Raw genomic sequence first — 18,732 nt, 5'->3', positions numbered from 1 at the left:
GACCTTCTCATGATTGCCTTCGCCCGCCTGCTCGCCGTCGCGTGCAGCATCGTACTTGCCGTACCTGTCGTCGCTCGTGCCGCGATGCCGGCCGACGCCCCTGATGCGCGCGACCATGCGCTGATCAGCCGTTATGCGGGCTCCTGGCTCGTCGCGCAGGATGTGAAAGGCTTCGACCAGGTCGGCATCCCGCGAGGAAGCCAGAATGGCGAGGTCGCGAAGATCGAGGGCCGTGTCACGCGCTTGTTCTACCTCGCGCCGGCCGGAAAGTCGGTTTTGGAAGTCCAGCGCAACTACGAGCAGGCGCTGGAGCGCGCCGGTGCGGCAAGGCAGGATAGCTGCGCCGACAATTGCGGGGCGCGGGACTTTGGCCAGCTTCGCAAGCTTCCGGCCAATCCATCGCTGCCGAAGGCCGAACTTGAAGGGTGGAGCCCGATCACCCTGCTCCAGCAGTGGCAGGAATCCGGGACCGAACGCTACTGGTACGGGACCGTGAACGCGTCCGGCACGACGCTGCATGTCGGGATTCTCACGGCCAGGCCTGGCACCTTTGCGCTGTCCAGCAAGTACGTGGCCACGATCGTGGAGATCGTCGAACCCAAGGCCATGGAATCCGACAAGGTGCTGGTGGACGTGAACGCCTTGACGAAGGGCCTCCAGGCCGACGGCAAGGTGGCGCTGTATGGGCTGTACTTCGATACGGGCAAATCCGTCATCAAGCCGGAGTCGAAAGCTCAAGTCGACCAGATGGCGAAGTTGCTCCAGTCAGACGGATCGCTCAAGGTCCACATCGTGGGGCACACCGACAACCAGGGTTCGCTGGAGGCCAATCTGGCCTTGTCGAAGGCGCGCGCGCAAACGGTCGTGGATGCATTGGCGACGACTTACAAGGTTGATCCCAGGCGCCTGTCGGCAGCCGGCGTTGCCAGCTACGCGCCGCTCGGCAATAACACAACCGACGTCGGGCGCGCGCGGAACCGCCGGGTGGAGATGGTGTTGCAGTAGCGCGCTGCGCGCCGAGCACGGAAGGTCATACTGCGATGAGCTTCATCACCGGCGTCGGCCTCACGCCTTTCGGCAAGCACGAAGGCTCATCCTCGCTCGACCTGATGAGCAAGGCCGCGCAAGCTGCGCTCGACGATGCCGGGCTCAGGCGTGCCGACATCGACGGCGTTCTCTGCGGCTACTCCACCGTCTCGCCGCACATCATGCTGGCGACTGTGTTCGCGGAGCATTTCGGCATTCGTCCGTCTTACGCCCATGCCGTGCAGGTCGGCGGTGCCACCGGGCTTGCGATGACGATGCTCGCGCATCACCTCGTCGACGCGGGCGTTGCACGCAATGTGCTGGTCGTCGCCGGCGAGAATCGTCTGACCGGGCAGAGCCGCGACGCCTCGATCCAGGCGCTGGCGCAGGTCGGGAATCCCGATTACGAGGTGCCGCTGGGGCCGACCATTCCGGCCTATTACGGCCTCGTCGCCAGCCGCTACATGCACGAATATGGCGTGACCGAAGAGGACCTCGCGGAGTTTGCGGTGCTGATGCGCGCCCACGCCTGCACCCATCCCGGCGCGCAATTTCACGATCCCATCACGGTCGCCGACGTCATGGCCTCGAAGCCGGTGGCGATGCCGCTGAAGCTGCTCGACTGTTGCCCGGTCTCCGACGGCGGTGCCGCCTTCGTCGTCAGCCGCGAGCGGACCGGGGAGGCCGGCGTGCGCATCCGCGGCTGCGCCCAGGCACACACCCATCAGCATGTCACGGCAGCACCTTCGCTCAGCGAGCTCGGTGCGGAAATCTCCATCGCGCGCGCCAGGGAGGCCACGGGCCTTGCGATCTCCGACGTCCGCTATGCCGCCATCTATGACAGTTTCACGATCACGCTCGCGATGCTGCTGGAGGACCTCGGCCTCGCCGGGCGCGGTGAGGCGGCCGCGCGCGTGCGCGCCGGCCATTTCGGCCGCGGCGGCGTCATGCCGCTGAATACCCATGGCGGGCTGCTCAGCTATGGCCATTGCGGCGTCGGCGGCGCCATGGCGCATCTGGTCGAAGCGCATTTGCAGATGACGGGGCGGGCGGCTAGCCGCCAGGTGCGCGACGCCTCGATCGCGCTTTTGCACGGCGACGGCGGCGTGCTGTCGTCTCACGTCAGCATGTTCCTGGAGCGGGTGCGATGAGCGACCGAATCGCGGATTGGACCAGGGGCGAAGCGGCCATCACCTTCCAGACCTGCGGCGCATGCGGCCATGTGCAGTATTTCCACCGCGCCTTCTGCGCGGCCTGCGGCGCGCCCGATCCACGCGAGCAGCGCGCCAGCGGCAAGGGCAGGGTTTATGCGACCTCGCTGGTCTGCCGCGCCGCCACGCCCGAGACGCGCACGCACGTGCCCTACAACATCCTGCTGGTGGATTGCGCCGAGGGATTCCGCATGATGGCCCATGGCGAGAGTGGACTTGCCATCGGTGATTCGGTCACCGCGAGCTTCAAACCCTTTGCCGGCAAACTCGTGCCGTTCTTCACGAAAGAAGCGTGAAGGAAGTAGCGGGATCCGTCATTCGGGGGCGGTCCAAGGGACCGAGCCTGGAACGGGATTCTGGGCCTGGCCTGTGCGAGGGCCACCCCGGAATGACGAAAACTCTGAACATGATCCGGAAGAGTGCGAAGCGGTTTTCCGTAAAGATCATGCGCAACAAAAACCAAAGCGCTGTCGCGCTTTAGCGCCCGTAGAACAATATGCTGGCGATGACGAGCATCGCCGTCACCGCCAGCATATGTGCGAGCGCTCCCGAGGCCGCCCCCTTGGTGGCTTCCTTCATGCCTTGTTCTCCCTAGACTTGGGCGTGACTCATCGTTGCGCGTTTGAAGCGCAAAGACGGCCAATTGTTTTACTCGGAACACCCCATTTGCGAGTATCCGCCGCGATTTGTCCCCACGCGGCGAATATCGACTGTGTCAGGGTCGATCAGCAATGCGGCGGCATTTTGACTCGATGATGTTGCTCCTGCGGTCGCGCAAGAATAGAGTTTTGGGGAACTTAGTCGGCCAACGACAAGAAGCATCAAAAGCTCAGGAAAAACTTCAGGAAAATCATGGCCCGCATCAACTACAGCGATCCGTCCAAGGCATCCGACCGCACCCGCGAAATTCTCGACAAGAACCGCAACGCCAACATCTTCCGCATGATGGCGCACTCGCCGAGCTACTTTGAGCAATACTGCCGGCTCGGCGGCGCCATCCGCCACAAGGGCGAGCTCGATCCCATCGTGCGCGAGCTCGCCATCACCCGTACCGGCATCCTGTGCGAGGCGCCGTACGAGATCGTCGCGCACAAGCGCATCGGCAAGAATGTCGGTGTCACCGACGAGCAGAACGAGGCGCTCGAGAACTGGCAGGCCGCGACCTGCTTCAACGAGGTGCAGCGCGCTGCGCTCGCCTTCACGGACGAGATCGTGAAGCTGAACAAGCCGACGGAAGCGACCTTCAGGGCGATCGCGGCGAAGCTGACGCCGGCCGCACTGGTGGAGCTCCAGCTCTCGGTCGGCTTCTACATCATGACGTCGAAATTCCTGGAGACCTTCGAGATCGATCTCCAGCCGGTCACGGAAGTGGTGGGCTGATCCGACAGCAACGGCGAGGGATGCCGATGACGATCGATGAGTACGCGGCCTGGGCTGCAACCATTGCCAAAGTCGACGAGCATCCGTCGAACGAACGCCTGTCCTATCTGGGGCTTGGCCTCGCCGGTGAATCCGGCGAGGTCGCCGATCACATCAAGAAGTTGCTCCGCGACGACTGGCTCGATCAGGCGGGTCTCGTCGATGAGCTCGGCGATGTCATCTACTACTGGGCGTGCCTGTGCGCGGCGACCGGCCAGAAGCCATCCGAACTGCTCGAAAAGAGCGCGGCAAAGATCAAGCGGCGGCTGAGCGAGGCCGCAAGCCGGTAGGGTACGATCGGTTGGCTGTTCCGGGTTCACCTCTCCCTACGGGAGAGGTGAAGAACCTCCGCCGCCGCTCACGTCGCCGTCAAAATATCCACCTTGGCATTGGCGACGATCAGGCGATCGGCGAGGATCTGCGCGAGGTTGCGCATGATGCGCTCACTGGCGCGCGGGTGCTGCTCGCGGAAGCGCTCGAAATCCTTCAAAGGCACTTCGAACGCGGTCGCCGCCATGTCCGCGAACACGTCAGCGGACCGTGTTGCCTCCAGCAGCGCCATCTCGCCAAAGGCCATGCCGGCGGTGAGCGTCGCCAGCCGCACGCCGTCGGGCAGCGTGACGTGGACCGCGCCGCTGCGCAGGAAGAAAAGGGAATCGGCGGGATCGCCGGTCACGAGGATCTTTGCGCCGGATTGGTAGGTGCGGATGGCGCAGAGTGCGGCGAGGTCGGTCAGCTCCGCCTCGCTCAGCCCCGCAAGCAACGGCTGCTCCGCAAGCTCGGTGGTCTCGTGGAAATCGATCGAGCCGCCATAGCGGTAGACGATCTGGTCCTCGGCCCATTCGATCGCGGTGTCGAGCAAATAGAAGTCGCGGACGTTCTTCAGCTCCGCGGTCCATTCCCGCAGGCTGTTCCATTCCTTGGAGGCGCGCCTGACGCCTGACAGCACCACCGTGACGTTCAGCGCCGCGAGCTCCTCGAACGCCTCGGCCACGAGGCGTGCGCCGGCGCGCGTGGTGGAGGTGACGCGGTGCAGGTCGAAGATCACGAATTGCGGCCGCGGCCGGCCCGCGAGCCGGCGCGAGACGTAATCGACCGCGGACAGCGACAGCGTCCCGACCAGCTCGATGATCCGCACCTCCTGCTCATGAGCCGCCAAAATCTCGCGCTCCTGCGGCCGGCGCACGCGCCGCGACGGACTCTTGCCGATGTCGTAGTCGGCGATGACGGCGTTGCGCGCGTCGTCGCTGCGGTTGAGCATGTGCAGATCGTAGTGCGAGGACAGCGCCTCGCAGACCTTGATGCCGCGCACGCTGTTGCCGTGCTTGTCGAGCTTCGGCGAATAGCTGCCGAGCCCGAGGCGGGCGGGGAGCGCCGCCAGAATGCCGCCACCGACGCCGCTCTTGGCGGGAATGCCGATCCGGTAGATCCACTCGCCGGCATAGTCGTACATGCCCGACGACGTCATCACCGACAGCGCGCGCGAGATCGCGTAAGGCGTCAGCACCTGTTCGCCCGTCACCGGATTGACGCCGCGATTGGCGAGCGTTGCCGCCATCACCGCGATGTCGCGCGCGGTGACCAACACCGCGCATTGCCGGAAATAGACATCGAGCACGCCAGCGACGTTGTCCGAGATGACAGCATTGGTCTTCAGCAGATAGCCAATCGCGCGGTTGCGGTCGCCGGTCTGGCTCTCCGAGGCGTAGACCGCCTCGTCCACGGCGAGGTCGCGGCCCGCAAAGCGGCCGAGCGCAAGGCGGATCTGCTCGAAGGCCTCAACGCCCTTGCTGTCGTAGATCAGCCCGGTGCAGGCAATCGCGCCGGCATTGACCATCGGGTTGAACGGATGGTTCTCGGAATTGAGCCGGATCGAGTTGAAGGGGTCGCCGGAGGGCTCGACGCCGATCGCGCTCTCGACCTTGCCTGCGCCGAGCAGGTCCAGCGCCAGCGCGAACACGAACGGTTTCGACATCGACTGGATGGTGAAGGGCACGCGGCTGTCGCCCACTTCATAGACATGGCCGTCCAGCGTTGCGAGGCTGATGCCGAAATAGGCAGGGTCGGCCTTGCTCAGCTCGGGGATGTAGTCGGCGACATGGCCTGCGGTCTCCGCCGAGAACTCCGTGAGGCAATTGTCCAGGAACCGCAGCAGAGGCGGCTTCGAGCGGGTCCAGGCGGCGGCGAGAGGCGATTGCGGTTTCATCGCCTCACTTGTGCAACGCAATCAGGGTACGTGCAACCCGTTCGGCACCACGCTCTGCCGCCGGACCAGGAGCAAGGCGAGCAAGGCCGTGGGCGCGAGGATGGCGAGGCCGAGCAGCGTCACCTGCATCTGCGACAGCGGCATGATCCCGCCACCCGGCGTCGCCACCACGAAGCCGCCGATCACGAGCAGCACGCGTATCGGCCATTCCAGCGCGCCCGCGCCGCGGAGGTTACCGACGAAAGGCTGGTAGCCCTGGATGCCGCCGCAGATGAACAGCGTGCCGAACGCGGCGAGCCCCATCAGGCCGAGGCCGGCGAGGTAGGGGCTCGGCCCTTGCAGCACCAGCGCCGGGTTGAGCACGAAGAAGAACGGGATGAAGTAGATGATGCTGCCGACCCACATCGATTCCCATCCCGTCTTCATCGCCGGCGAGCCGGCGATGCCTGCGGCGGCGAACGAGGCGATGGCGACCGGCGGGGTGATCGACGACAGCATGCCCCAGTAGAAGATGAACATGTGCACGGCCATCCGGTTCAGCCCGAGCTTCTCCAGCGCGGGCGCGACCAGGATGGCGAGGAAGATGTAGCAGGCCGTCGTCGTCAGCCCGAGACCGAGGATCAGGCTGGTGAGGGCGCACATGCCGAGCAGCAGGAACGGATTGTCGCCGGCGATATGCAGGAGATCGTTGGCAAGGCTCGACACCACGCCGGTCATCGAGAACGCCCCGATCAACAAGCCGCAGCCGGCGAGGATGCCGACCAGCTCGACGAAGGTGCGCCCATTGACCTCCAGGAATTTGCCGATGGTCGCGAACGTCCAGCGCGTGTCCTTGGAGAAGAACTGGTTGAGGACCAGCAGCAGGGCGGTCGCGTAGAACGGCGCGTGGCTCTCGCGCTTGAAATAGAGCAGCATCACGATCAGAAGCGCGATGACGAAGACGTAGTACCAGCCGTCCTTGATCGTATCCATGATCCGCGGCAGCTCGGCGCGCGGGATGCCTTTCAGCCCGTGACGCGCGGCGTAGGCGTCGACCTGCATGAACAGGCCGGCGTAATAGAGCACGGCAGGAATGATCGCGGCGAGGGCGACGTCGGCGTAGCTGACATTGAGGAATTGGGCGATCACGAAAGCGGTCGCGCCCATCACCGGCGGCGCCAGCACCGCGCCGGTCGAGGCGCAGGCCTCGATCGCACCGGCATAGGAGGCGCGGAAGCCGCTCTTCTTCATGACAGGAATGGTCATGGTGCCGGCGGTGAGCACGTTGGAGATGATCGAGCCCGACATCATGCCGAGCAGGCCGCTCGCGAAGATGCAGACCTTCGCTGCGCCGCCGCGGAAGGTGCCGCACAGCGCGAAGGCGAGGTTGATGAAGAATTTTCCGGCCCCGGTCATCATCAGCGCTGTGCCGAACACGAGGAAGCCGATCACGGTGTCGGCAAAGGCCTGGATGGGAATGCCGAGCAGGCTCTCGCCGGAGAGCACGTGATAGGCGGTCGCCTGTTCCAGCGTCGATTGCGTGCCGCGGAATGGGCCGAGCCAACTGGATTCGGCGAACAGCGGATAGACGGTGAAGGGCAGGACGCTCAGCAGCAGGCTCCAGCCGCCGGTGCGCCGCAGCGCCTCCATCAGCATCACCCACATCACGAGGCCGGCTGCGATCACGCTGTTCGGCGCGCCGCCGAACTCCCAGCCGGCTTCCGCCGCCTTGCGCACGTTCGACATCAGCATCAGCGCGGCCGCGAACGTCGCGACGAAGAGGACGAGGTCGTACCAGGGGATCCGGTCGAGCGGGGCGCGTTTACTCCCTGGGAAGATCAGGAAGGTGAACGGCAGCATCAATGCGATCAGGAGATAGAAATACTCGGTGTTGAGCTGGGTGTAGCCGACGAAGAAGCGCAGCGAGAACTGCTGGTTGATGCAGAGCAGGATCGTCGCCGCGGTCGCGGCCACCAGCGTCCAGCGCCACGCGCCACGCAGCGTGCGCACCCGCGTGACCTCCGCCTCCTGCATGTTGCCGGCGGCGCCATGCGGATCGTCGAACACGACCCGAGTCTGCAGGTTGGTGGTGGAGGATGCAGACGACATCAGCAATCATGTCCTTTAGCGAGCGGCCTGCATTTTGGCCAACCCGTCGCTACCTTAGAGCCCACTCGGAGAACCTCATCCTGAGGAGCCCGCCAAAGGCGGGCGTCTCGAAGGATGGCCGCGGGTACGATGTCGCCCGTGGTCCATCCTTCGAGATGCGCGCGAAGAGCGCGCTCCTCAGGATGAGGGCAACGGACGTGGTCGGCATGATCGAATTTGGACAGCGCAAGACTATTCCTCGAACCCGTTCGGCATGTCGGCCTTGGCGAGCGCCGCGGCGCGCGCCTTCATCCAGCCGTCGAGGAAGGCCTTGTCATCCGACGGCGGATTGGACTTGCCGTACTCCGTCCAGGCAGCGCCAAGCACCTCTTGGCGCTTGATCAGCTTGTTGTTGTGCGCCTCCTGCGCGTCGGTCCATTGGCCAGCCTCCTTCAGCGCCTTCACCGCGCCGGGATGCACCGGCACGACCCAATTCTTGGTCTGGCGGTCGGCGCCAAGGCCGCCGGCGCCGGGCGCGGAGTCCTTGTAGGCGTCGTAGTTCACGATCATGGCCTTGGTGATCGCATAGACCTGGTCGGCCGGCTGCGAGGCGTAGGCGACGAAGATCGGGTAGGGGTAATTGCCGAGTTCGACCGGCTTCTCCGGTGAGATGCCGGCGCCGCAGGTGGCAAGCTGCGGGAAGAAGAACGAGCCGACCTTCTGCATCCGCGCCCAGCCTTCCTTGTCCTTGGCCGGAAGCGGCGGCCAGATCAGGCCGCGCGGCGAGGTCTCGGCTTCCTTTGCCGGGCCGGTGATGGTGGTTCCGAAGGCCGCATCGACGTCGTTGTTGATGAGCCCTTTCCACATCGCGCCGTAGCTTGCGAATTCGACGGCCTTGACGTCCTTCTGCGTCAATCCGGCGAAAGCCAGCACGGCGAGCGAGTTTTGGTTCAGCGCCGGCGAGCCGACCACGAAGCCGACGCGCTTGCCTTTCAGGTCTTTCAGATCTTTCACACCGCTATCGGCGGCAACGCCAAGCGAGCCGCAATTGCAATCGACACTCGAGAGCAGGATCTGGAGCGGCTGCGGCCCCCACTCCTTGCTGCCGAATTCGAACACGCCTTCCTGCGCGAAGTAGGTGCCCGATCCCATCGCAGCGGAGGCCGCGCGCTTGGCCCGCAGCGGCGCGAGGCGGGCGACGTCGTTGCCTGCGGGGAGCACGCGCACGTCGGTACCGTATTTGTCCTTCATCATCTTGCCGACGCCGACCGCGATGTTGAAGCCGGCGGTGCCGGTGTCATAGGCGGTGAACGTCAATGTCGCCGGCAGCTTGATATCTTCCGCGGATGCATAGCGTGTAGACGCAACAGAAATGCCCGCCACCAAGGCAGGCGCGAGCACGAGCAGCCCACGAAGCATGTTTCCCTCCAATGATCTCCGCTTTTGCCGCGAAGATTTTCATTCTTTGTTTGAAACAGATTTTGTTTGAGACGGATCATGTCACCGTGATCAGGCGATGGCAACGCCGTACCGTGCATGCAGGAATGAGACTGACAGATTGTCGCGGAAACGACGGAGAAATGCAGTCAGTTCGCAACGATCGCGATCGCCTGTCCTTCAGCAACGACGTCGTCGAGCTTGACGAGCAGCGACGTGATCGTGCCGCTCGCGGGCGAGGGCACGGGTATCTCCATCTTCATGGCTTCGACCACCACAACGTCATCGCCATCCGCAACGGTTCCTCCAACTTGCACGGGAGTTGCGCAGATGCGTCCCGCGACTTCGGTGACGATCTTAATTTCTGGCATGCCATCGCCTTTTTGTTGTCGTCGCAAAATGCCTGAGGTAGCGTCGTCTGCAAGTGGAATTTAATTCCGCAGAGCGGAACAGACGGTAGGGAACATGGGACGACGATCGGAGCGGTTGAGTAGGCAAGGCGCGCTCGCTGGCGACGCCGGTGAAGGTGATGTCATCCAGGTGGTCTCGCGCGCGTTCGACGTGTTGCGATGCTTCGAGGGCCACGAGGCCCGGCTCGGCAATCTCGAGATTTCAAATCGCTGCGGTCTGCCGCGCTCGACGGTGTCGCGGCTCACGCACACGCTGACGCGGATGGGCCAGCTCGTCTATCTGCCGCGCGATCAGAAGTATCGCATCGGCCCGAGCGCGGTGGCGATGAGCGCCTCGATGATGAAGGGCGCGCAGCTGCGCAGCATGATCCGGCAGCGACTCCAGGAAGTCGCCGAGCAATTGCCGGGCACGGTCGGCTTCGTCGTGCCCGACCGCTTCCATCTCGTCTATCTGCAGTTCGCGCGCTCGGCGAACGCACTCGGCCTGCACGAAGGCACTGGCAGCCGCATCTCGATGGCCTCGACCGCCGCAGGCGCAGCCTACACCGCAGCGCTGGCGCCTGAGATCGGCGATGCCTTCATTGCGGACATGGAGCGGGAAGCCCCCGAGGCTGCGAAGATCCTCAAGCCCCGTATCGAGGCCAACAGGCAGTCGCTGCGCGAGCGTGGCTATGTCGTGGCCTGCGGCCTGTGGAGCCCGCACATCTCCGGGCTCGCGGTGCCGATCTGGTCGCCGCAGTACCAGACCTTCGTGGTGATCACGATCGGTCTGCTCTCGGCGATGTATGACGAGCAGCGTCTGCATGACGAAGTCGCGCCGCTGATGCTCGCGCTCGGCCGCTCGCTCGGCAGCCTGATGGAAGGCGCAGAAGGCGACGTGTTCAACAACCGCATCTCGCGCAAGCCGGTCGCGATGGCCGTGCACAACAATAACAAGCCGATCAACTCGGAGGGAGTGAATGAACTGGAAGCCGGAACTCGACGAGCTCGCCCGGCGCGAAGCCTTCGCGCGGGAGATGGGCGGCGTTGACAAGGTCAAGCGACAGCATGACCAGGGCCGGCTGACTGTTCGGGAGCGCATCGATAGACTGATCGACAAGGGTAGCTTTCACGAGATCGGTGCCGTCTCCGGCATCGGCGAATACGATTCCAGCGGCGAGTTGCAGAAATTGACGCCGGCGAACTGCGTGTTCGGTCGCGCCCGCGTCGACGGCCGCACGATCGTGGTGGTCGGCGACGATTTTACCGTGCGCGGCGGCTCGGCCGATGCGTCGATCTCGGCAAAGCCTTTGATGGCGGAGGAGATGGCGCATGATTTCCGCCTGCCCATCGTCCGCATCATCGAAGGCTCCGGCGGTGGCGGCTCGGTCAAGACCATCGAGACCAAGGGCGCGGCGAATTTGCCGGGCGGCATCGGCGGCACGCGCTGGTACCGCTTCACGACGGAGAACCTGTCGCGCGTGCCGGTCGTCGCGCTCGGCCTCGGCTCGGTCGCAGGGCTCGGTGCCGCGCGCCTTGCCGCCAGCCACTATTCCATCATGACGCGGAAGTCCGCGATGTTCGTCGCGGGCCCGCCGGTGGTGAAGGCGCTGGGGCAGGACCTGTCGAAGGAAGAGCTCGGCGGCGCCGATATCCAGACCCGCGCCGGCGCGGTCGATCATGCCGTCGACACCGAGGAGGAGGCTTTTGCCTGCGCACGGCGTTTCCTCTCCTATCTGCCGTCGTCGGTCTACGAGCTGCCGCCGACCTTGCCCTGCAACGACGATCCGGAGCGCGGCGAAGAGGCACTACTGAACGCGGTGCCACGCAACCGCAAGCAGGTCTACAAGATGCGGCCGATCATCGATGCGGTCGTCGACAAGGGCTCCTTCTTCGAGGTCTCGAAGAACTTCGGCAAGCCGATCATCACAGGTCTTGCGCGGCTCGAGGGCAGGGCGGTGCTGCTGCTCGCCAGCGACAGTTTCCACTACGGCGGCTCCTGGACGGCGGATGCCTGTCAGAAGGTGGTGCGCTGGGTCGACTTCGCCGAAACCTTCCATCTGCCGATCGTCTATCTCATGGATTGCCCGGGCTTCATGATCGGCCTTGATGCCGAGAAGGCGGCCACCATCCGCCACGGCGTCCGCGCCATGGCTGCGGTCAATCAGACCACCGTGCCGTGGTGCACCGTGATCCTGCGCAACGCCTTCGGCGTCGCCGGCGTCGTGCATCAGCCGGCGGACCGCTTCTCGATCCGTTACGCCTGGCCGTCGGCTTATTGGGGCTCGCTGCCGCTCGAAGGCGGCATCGAAGCCGCCTACCGCGCCGACATCGACGCGGCCGAGGACAAGGCGGGCAAGCTGAAGGAGATCGAGGAGCGTCTCAACAAGCTGCGCTCGCCGTTCCGCTCCGCCGAGAAGTTCTGGGTCGAGGAGATCGTCGATCCCCGCAAGACGAGGTCGCTCTTGTGCGAGTTCGCGCGCCTTGCCGAGCCGCTGCGAAAAGTTGGGCCGCCGGAGAACATGACGATCAGGCCGTAGCTCGGCCGTCCTGCGAGCGCCAGGCGGGGAACCTTTCTCCGCGCGCCGCATTCACCGCGCATGAGGAGCCTGTATTTCGGGATCGGCGCTCTCGCCGGCGCGTTGGTTCTCCTCACGATTTGGCTGAGCCAGCACGAGCGGCAGGCGTCAATCGATCGCCTCGAGCGATGGGAGATTCCGCGCGCGCCGGAGCGCTGACCGGGACGCCTGACCGCGGTTTGCGGCCACATAGTCGTAGCTGATGCGCACGTGGTCAGATCTCGGTTTTCGACGACGCGCCATTTCGTTCTCCGCGAGTTAATCATCGCGGTCGCTACGCGTGGGCTACGGCGATTGCGCGGGCCAGTCCGCAATGCTGCCATTTTCCGCCGCCCTTCGGGCCCATTTCGGCCAAATCAATATTGGTTCCTCCTCCGGGGCAGGCCCTCCAGCCGGAGTCCTGCAATGATCAAGCGAGTAGTTTCTGCGTGCGTTGTCGTTATCGTTAGTTCTGTTGCCTCGGAAGCGCGTCCCTATCGCACGGTTCAAGCCCCTGAATGCAACGTCACCATGCCCTGCGACTTCTCGTATTCGCAGACGCGTCGCGAGCGGGGCCCCCGGCACCCATTGCAAGCCTATCGCTCGGCGCAGCTGACGGTGACCGATGTCGGTGGCGCGGCCACGACGACGAGCATCGCCGGCGCCCGCGTCATTGGCGGTCGGCCGGCCGGTTGTCCCTCATCCTTCTGCGGCTGCGGCGCAGCTCTGCGCGTGTTCGGTCGTGTGGTCCCGGAATTGAACCTCGCGGCCAACTGGCTGCGGTTTCCGCGCGCCTCGCCGGCACCCGGAATGGTCGCGGCCCGGCGCGGGCACGTCTTCGTCCTGGAGCAGCATCTCGGCGGCGACATGTGGATGGCGTATGACGCCAACTCGGGCGGCCGTGCGACGCGAATGCATGCGCGCTCGCTGCGGGGCTACACCGTCGTCAACCCGCGCGGCTGAGAAAACGGCGGAATTGCCCGGCGTCGATTAAAGCCGCAGCACCTTGCCGGGATTCATGATGTTCTGCGGATCGAGCGCGCGCTTGATGGTTCGCATGATGTCGAGCTCGGTCTTCGACCGGTAGTGACTGAGCTCGTCGAGCTTGTCGATGCCGATGCCATGCTCCGCCGAGATCGAGCCGCCCATGGAGGTGACGAGATCGTTCACGGCCCGGGTGATGGCGGGCTTGTATTGGGTCAGCGTCTGCTGATCCATGCCCTTGGGCCCCATGAACGAAAAATGCAGATTGCCGTCGCCGATGTGCCCGAGCGGATAGGGCCTGATGGTCGGGAGAATGTCGAGCACGGCCTTGAGCCCCTTGTCGATGAACTCCGGAATCCTGGAGATCGCCACCGACACGTCAAAGCTCATACCCGGTCCCTCGGCCCGGGAGGCCTCGGCTGAGCCTTCCCGGATGCGCCACATGTTCCGCGTTTGGCTGACCGTGTGCGCGATCACCGCATCGAGCACGCGGCCGGCCTCGAGCTGATCGGCCAGAAACTGCTCCATTTTCTCGGACATGCCCTCGGCCCCATCCTGGCGCGCCCGCGAGGACGACCATTCAAGCAGGAGGTACCATTGCGTGTCCGCCTTGAGCGGATCCTGGGTGCCGGGAATATGGCGCAATATCATGTCGATGGCGGCGCGGCTCATCAGCTCGCAGGAGCCGACATTGTCCTCGGACGCCGCATGCGCCTCGGACAGGATCTCCAGGGCCGCGCGTGGATCCCGGACAGCCAGCCATGCCGTGCTGACGTCCTTGGGCGCCGGCCATAGCTTGAGGACAGCCTTGGTGATGATGCCCAGGGTGCCTTCGGCGCCCATGAAGAGGTGCTTGAGGTCGTAGCCCGTGTTGTCCTTCTTGAGCGCGCGCAATCCGTCCCAGACGTCGCCGTTGGCCAGGACGACCTCGAGCCCCAGCACGAGATTGCGGGCATTGCCGTAACGGAGCACCTGCACGCCGCCGGCGTTGGTCGACAGATTGCCGCCGATCATGCACGAGCCCTGGGCGCCAAGGCTGAGGGGCAGGAACCTGTCATGCTCGGCCGCGGTCTCCTGAAGCGTTTGGAGGACGCAGCCGGCCTCGACCGTCATCGCGTATCCGACGGGATCGACGTCGAGGACGCGGTTCATGCGGCCGAGCGACAGCACGATGCCGGTGTGCGCTGGCCAGGGCGTGGCCCCGCCCATCAGACCGGTGTTGCCGCCCTGCGGCACGATGGCGACGCCGTGCTCATGGCAAAGCCGGACCACCTTCGAGACTTCCTCGGTGCTGCCTGGACGAACTACGGCGCCGGCACTGCCCACCAGCAATCCACGCCAGTCCGTCACGAACGGCTGCTTGCCGTGGTCGTCCTCGATCAGGCCCTTGTCGCCCACGATCGCGCGCAATGCATCGCGCATCTGGGCGGTCAGGGGGGCGGTCGGAATGGCGGGTTGGGACGACGGATTGGCAGCCGGCATTTTGTTTCCCCTTGAGCACATCTTGGCGTGTACTGAGCGCGCGAAGCGCTCCGGCCATTGTCCACGTTTGCACCGTCGAGTCTAACGGCAATATCCAGCGAAGGCCGAAACCGGGGAAGGCCGATGCCGCATGATCACAGCCGGCAGGACCGATGGGGGGCCCCCGGCGGCCGGGGCCCTGAGGCCGCAACGGGGCCTGCGGACCCCTTCTTACCGTCGATCTCCGCGATCGCGTTTAAGAGAAATTAATGATGCTCTCTCGATTTGACACATCCCAATCCGTCGCACGCCATGTTTGTGGATGGCGCGTAAGCGTTGGTTAAGAGGGCAATCCACATATTCCGCGCATGACGGCGAGTGTCGGGAGCCAAACCCGGCACGGCCTCCGTCGATCTCAGGGAAGGGTCGTTGCCGCAACGACGGCACCAGGATGAAGGTCATGCTCCGCCGCGTAGTGCTACGTTTCGCGACAGATCGGAAGGCCAACGTCGCCGTCATCTTCGCGCTGATGATGGTCCCCACCATCTTTCTTCTGGGGATGGCGCTCGACTACACGCAGGCTTTGCGTAAGCGGGAGCAGTTGAACGCCGCTGCGGACGCGGCTGCGATCGCGGCCGTGAGGCCGGCGATGCTGACCCAGACCGACAAAGCGGTCGTCAAGGCGACGGCGGAAGCCGTCTTTGCCGCCAAGGCGAATCTTGCCGGGCTCTCGGCGACCCCGACGCCGACAGTCAACATCGTGGACTCCGGCCTCGCGCGGACCATCACGGTTTCCTACACCGCGCAATCCATCAACAATTTCCCCGGCGTTCTCGGCAAGCAGACCTGGCAGGTCAACGGTTCGGCGACGGCGAAGGCGTCGAGCGCGCCCAACATGAATTTCTATCTGCTGATGGATGACTCGCCGTCCATGGGGATCGGAGCGACCGCGACCGACATCGCCAATCTCATCAAGTACACCGCCCCCGCGTACCAGTCTGCAGGGGCCTCGCAGAATTGCGGCTTCGCCTGTCATGAAACCAACATCGCTCACGACGGCGGGACCAAGGACAACCTCACGATCGCACGAAATAGAAATATCACGTTGCGAATCGATCTCGTGACGAGTGCCGTCAACCAGCTGCTCAATACATGGTCGAACTGCCCGCAGTCGGGCGTCTCGGGGGGCGTCATGCAATGCATGGCGGCGTTGAACAACACCACCTACAAGGCGGCGCTCTATACGTTCGACCTGGGTTTGAACACGCTGGCGACACTGACCACCCCGACCAGCGCCGGAACGCAGGTTTCCAACATCACGCTGATGCCGGTCGCCTACCAGAACTGCGTCGTTGTTGTGACCAACTGCAAGACCGACAATGGCACAAATATCTCCGGCGCGCTCACCAGCCTCAACAATATCATGCCGACCCCCGGCCTTGGCAGCAACACGGCAGGGGACACGCCACAGGAGGTGATCTTCCTTGTCACCGACGGTCTCGAAGACAAGATCGCCGCAACTTGTCCCAACGCGACCTTCGCCTCCAACAGTCGATGCCAGCAGCCGCTCGACACGGCGATATGCACGACCATCAAGAACCGGGGCATCAAGATCGCGGTCCTCTACACGGAATACCTGCAACTCAAGACGCCCAATATCCCGACCACGAACAGCTGGTACATGACCTGGGTCGACCCGTACAACGGGCCCACCTCCTTGACCGGCAAGATCGCGCAAAATCTCCAATCATGCGCCTCGCCCGGCTTCTATGCCGCCGTTCAAACCGGCGGCGACATTTCCACCGCGCTGACGAACCTGTTCATCAAGGTCGCGTCAAGCACCGCCAGCCTGGTGCAGTAGAGAAACCATCATGACCGGTCCGGATGTCGCAACAAGGAACCGTCGCCGCAGTCGCTGCGCTGCCTTCGCGCGGGACGATAGGGGTGCCACGGCCGTCGAATTCGCGCTTGTCGCTGCGCCGTTTCTCGCGCTCATCATCGCACTCATCCAGACGTTTCTGGTCTTCTTCGCCCAGCAGACGCTCGAAACCATCGTGCGTCAGTCGGCGCGCCTCGTCATGACCGGGCAGGTTCAGTCCGCGAACATGACGAAGGATGCGTTCAAGCAGAAGGTCTGCGATCAGATCGTGATCCTGTTCAATTGTAGCGGACTGATGGTCGACATGCAGGTGGCCAATTCCTGGTCTACCGCGAATACAGCTATGCCCACCCTGACCTTCAATGGCTCCGGCGCGGTCACCAATGCCTGGAGCTACGATCCGGGCAATGCCGGCGATATCGTCGTTCTCCGCGTCATGTACGTCTGGCCGGTGGTGCTCGGACCGCTCGGTTTCAATCTCTCGAACCTCGGCAACGGCAACCGGCTGATCATGTCGTCCGCCGCGTTCCAGAACGAGCCAGGAGCCACCTGATGATCGCCGCCCTGTCGTCCCGCGCCCGGCACCTGTTGACCGATGTCCGCGCCGTTGCAGCGACGGAGTTCGCCATTGTCGCGCCGTTCATGCTGTTGCTCTATGTCGGCGGCGTCGAGCTCGGCAACGGCCTCGCCATGAACGTCAAGGTCAGCGCGACCGCGCACAGTGTCGCGGACATGGTCACGCAGAATACGGCCGTTACCGCGGCTCAGATGGACGGCATTCTCGCGGCCGCGAGCGCCATCATGGCGCCGTATCCCATCAAGAACGGCAGCACCTCCTTGATGACGATCACGGTCTCGGAAGTCTCGACCGACAGCAACGGCACTGCGACGGTGCAATGGAGCAAGTCGACCAGTTCGTCAGGGGCGAGAAACAAGGGTGACCCGATGACGCTGTCATCCTTCACCTCGGGTGGCAAAAATGCCAACATCTCGCTCATTCTCGCCGAGGTCTCCTACGACTATACGCCCAATCTCGGCTACGCCATCAGCGGCACCGTGAAGCTGTCCGACAGCTACTACCTGTTCCCGCGCTGCTCGACGAACGGCACGGGCTTTCCCTATTACGACGTGAAATATCCGGCGACGGCCACCTGCACCTGCATCCAGCATTTGCAGCAGAAGAGCTGCTAAAGCGGTATGAGTTTGGGTTGAATCGATGCTAGCGGCGAGTTCACCTCTCCCCGTTGGGGAGAGGTGAACCCGCAACAACCGACCGAGCCTAGTTTCATCTTTGCTCGATCGAGTCGTGCCGATTGCGGCCCTAGTGAATGATCTGGCTCAGGAAGCCCTTCGCCCGTTCCGTGCGAGGAGCCCGGAAGAATGTTTCCGGGTCTGCCTGCTCGATGATGCAGCCGCGATCCATGAAGACGACCCGATCGGCGACCTCGCGGGCGAATCCCATCTCGTGCGTCACGCACACCATCGTCATTCCCTCTCGCGCCAGCTCGACCATGGTGTCCAGCACCTCCTTGACCATCTCGGGGTCGAGAGCGGATGTCGGTTCGTCGAACAGCATGATCTTGGGCTGCATGCACAGGGCCCGCGCGATGGCGACGCGCTGCTGCTGACCTCCCGATAATTGTGCGGGATATTTGTCCGCCTGATCGTGAATGCGGACCTTCCGCAGCAAGCCGAGTGCGCGGTCGCGCGCCTCCACCTGCGAAATGCCGCGGACCTTCATCGGGGCCAGCATGCAGTTCTCGGCGACCGTGAGGTGCGGAAACAGGTTGAAGCTTTGAAACACCATCCCGACCTCGCAGCGAACGCTGTTGATGTCGGCGAGGCGATGGCTCAGCTCGACGCCGTCGACGATGATCCTGCCTCCGTCGTGCTTCTCGATATGGTTGATGCACCGGATCAGCGTCGACTTGCCGGAGCCGGACGGTCCGCAGACCACGATCTTCTCGCCCTTGCCGACCGCGAGGTTGACGTCGTTCAGCGCGGTGAATGCGCCGAACCGCTTCATCACATTCTCGACGATGACGATTGAGGGGGCCGCTGCGGCATCGCTCACAGTCTCTTGAGGCATGATCGT

General features: G+C 64.1%; 17 protein-coding genes. 11 read left to right on the top strand and 6 right to left on the bottom strand.

Annotated elements, in window-relative coordinates; translation table 11 throughout:
• Positions 1-9 precede the first annotated feature (9 nt).
• The 5 genes from GPL20_RS24675 (at position 10) to GPL20_RS24655 (ending at position 3,946) form a co-directional block, all read left to right on the top strand.
• Entirely contained in the window at positions 10-1,005 is a 996-nt protein-coding gene (locus GPL20_RS24675; protein WP_157332454.1) for an OmpA family protein, read from the top strand.
• 35 nt (positions 1,006-1,040) lie between these two features.
• On the top strand, positions 1,041-2,177 hold the full coding sequence (locus tag GPL20_RS24670; protein ID WP_157332452.1) for a thiolase family protein: 1,137 nt from the start codon (positions 1,041-1,043) through the stop codon (positions 2,175-2,177).
• On the top strand, positions 2,174-2,533 hold the full coding sequence (locus tag GPL20_RS24665) for a Zn-ribbon domain-containing OB-fold protein (protein ID WP_157332450.1): 360 nt from the start codon (positions 2,174-2,176) through the stop codon (positions 2,531-2,533). Before GPL20_RS24670 ends, GPL20_RS24665 begins: the two co-directional genes overlap by 4 nt.
• A gap of 556 nt (positions 2,534-3,089) precedes the next feature.
• Complete coding sequence (locus GPL20_RS24660; RefSeq protein WP_157332448.1) at positions 3,090-3,617, top strand: carboxymuconolactone decarboxylase family protein; 528 nt, start codon at positions 3,090-3,092, stop codon at positions 3,615-3,617.
• Positions 3,618-3,643: 26 nt separating this feature from the next.
• Positions 3,644-3,946, top strand: a complete 303-nt coding sequence (locus GPL20_RS24655) for a nucleoside triphosphate pyrophosphohydrolase family protein (protein WP_167533190.1) — start codon at positions 3,644-3,646, stop codon at positions 3,944-3,946.
• A gap of 68 nt (positions 3,947-4,014) precedes the next feature.
• Here the strand turns inward: GPL20_RS24655 and glsA are convergent, their stop codons facing one another.
• The 4 genes from glsA to GPL20_RS24635 form a co-directional block, all read right to left on the bottom strand.
• On the bottom strand, positions 4,015-5,862 hold the full coding sequence (gene glsA, locus GPL20_RS24650; protein WP_157332443.1) for a glutaminase A: 1,848 nt from the start codon (positions 5,860-5,862) through the stop codon (positions 4,015-4,017).
• Positions 5,863-5,883: 21 nt separating this feature from the next.
• The gene (locus tag GPL20_RS24645) at positions 5,884-7,950 is read right to left on the bottom strand and encodes a TRAP transporter permease (RefSeq protein ID WP_157332441.1); all 2,067 of its coding nucleotides are present in this window, start codon (positions 7,948-7,950) and stop codon (positions 5,884-5,886) included.
• Between the two features lie 231 nt (positions 7,951-8,181).
• On the bottom strand, positions 8,182-9,348 hold the full coding sequence (locus tag GPL20_RS24640) for a TAXI family TRAP transporter solute-binding subunit (protein ID WP_157332439.1): 1,167 nt from the start codon (positions 9,346-9,348) through the stop codon (positions 8,182-8,184).
• A gap of 167 nt (positions 9,349-9,515) precedes the next feature.
• On the bottom strand, positions 9,516-9,737 hold the full coding sequence (locus GPL20_RS24635) for a biotin/lipoyl-containing protein (protein ID WP_014495968.1): 222 nt from the start codon (positions 9,735-9,737) through the stop codon (positions 9,516-9,518).
• A 94-nt stretch (positions 9,738-9,831) separates the two neighbouring features.
• Here GPL20_RS24635 and GPL20_RS24630 point away from each other — a divergent pair, with 94 nt between their 5' ends.
• The 3 genes from GPL20_RS24630 to GPL20_RS40180 all read left to right on the top strand — a co-directional run bounded on the left by GPL20_RS24630 (position 9,832) and on the right by GPL20_RS40180 (position 13,276).
• Positions 9,832-10,806 carry an IclR family transcriptional regulator gene (locus GPL20_RS24630; RefSeq protein WP_157332438.1) on the top strand — a complete coding sequence of 325 codons (975 nt, stop codon included), beginning with the start codon at positions 9,832-9,834 and terminating at the stop codon, positions 10,804-10,806.
• A complete protein-coding gene (locus GPL20_RS24625; RefSeq protein ID WP_157332436.1) occupies positions 10,736-12,295 on the top strand; it encodes an acyl-CoA carboxylase subunit beta in 1,560 nt (519 codons plus the stop codon). Before GPL20_RS24630 ends, GPL20_RS24625 begins: the two co-directional genes overlap by 71 nt.
• A gap of 636 nt (positions 12,296-12,931) precedes the next feature.
• The gene (locus GPL20_RS40180) at positions 12,932-13,276 is read left to right on the top strand and encodes a hypothetical protein (protein ID WP_309143214.1); all 345 of its coding nucleotides are present in this window, start codon (positions 12,932-12,934) and stop codon (positions 13,274-13,276) included.
• A gap of 27 nt (positions 13,277-13,303) precedes the next feature.
• On the opposite strand, the gene GPL20_RS24615 is transcribed toward GPL20_RS40180, so the two are convergent.
• A complete protein-coding gene (locus GPL20_RS24615) occupies positions 13,304-14,779 on the bottom strand; it encodes an FAD-binding oxidoreductase (RefSeq protein ID WP_157332432.1) in 1,476 nt (491 codons plus the stop codon).
• Positions 14,780-15,218: 439 nt separating this feature from the next.
• On the opposite strand from GPL20_RS24615, the gene GPL20_RS24610 reads away from it, so the two are divergent.
• The 3 genes from GPL20_RS24610 to GPL20_RS24600 are packed head-to-tail and all read left to right on the top strand — an operon-like array spanning position 15,219 to position 17,828.
• Complete coding sequence (locus GPL20_RS24610; protein WP_167533189.1) at positions 15,219-16,619, top strand: TadE/TadG family type IV pilus assembly protein; 1,401 nt, start codon at positions 15,219-15,221, stop codon at positions 16,617-16,619.
• Positions 16,620-16,629: 10 nt separating this feature from the next.
• Complete coding sequence (locus tag GPL20_RS24605) at positions 16,630-17,190, top strand: TadE/TadG family type IV pilus assembly protein (RefSeq protein WP_157332428.1); 561 nt, start codon at positions 16,630-16,632, stop codon at positions 17,188-17,190.
• Complete coding sequence (locus GPL20_RS24600; protein ID WP_157332426.1) at positions 17,190-17,828, top strand: TadE/TadG family type IV pilus assembly protein; 639 nt, start codon at positions 17,190-17,192, stop codon at positions 17,826-17,828. Before GPL20_RS24605 ends, GPL20_RS24600 begins: the two co-directional genes overlap by 1 nt.
• Before the next feature lie 130 nt (positions 17,829-17,958).
• Here the strand turns inward: GPL20_RS24600 and GPL20_RS24595 are convergent, their stop codons facing one another.
• Positions 17,959-18,726 (bottom strand): amino acid ABC transporter ATP-binding protein, encoded by a 768-nt coding sequence (locus GPL20_RS24595; RefSeq protein WP_157332424.1) that lies wholly within the window; start codon positions 18,724-18,726, stop codon positions 17,959-17,961.
• Between the last annotated feature and the right edge of the window lie 6 nt (positions 18,727-18,732).

The sequence above is a fragment of the Bradyrhizobium cajani genome (assembly GCF_009759665.1).
Lineage (GTDB): Bacteria > Pseudomonadota > Alphaproteobacteria > Rhizobiales > Xanthobacteraceae > Bradyrhizobium > Bradyrhizobium cajani.
The sequence above is the reverse complement of the archived record's forward strand: the minus strand, read 5'-3'. Positions and strand labels throughout refer to the sequence as shown.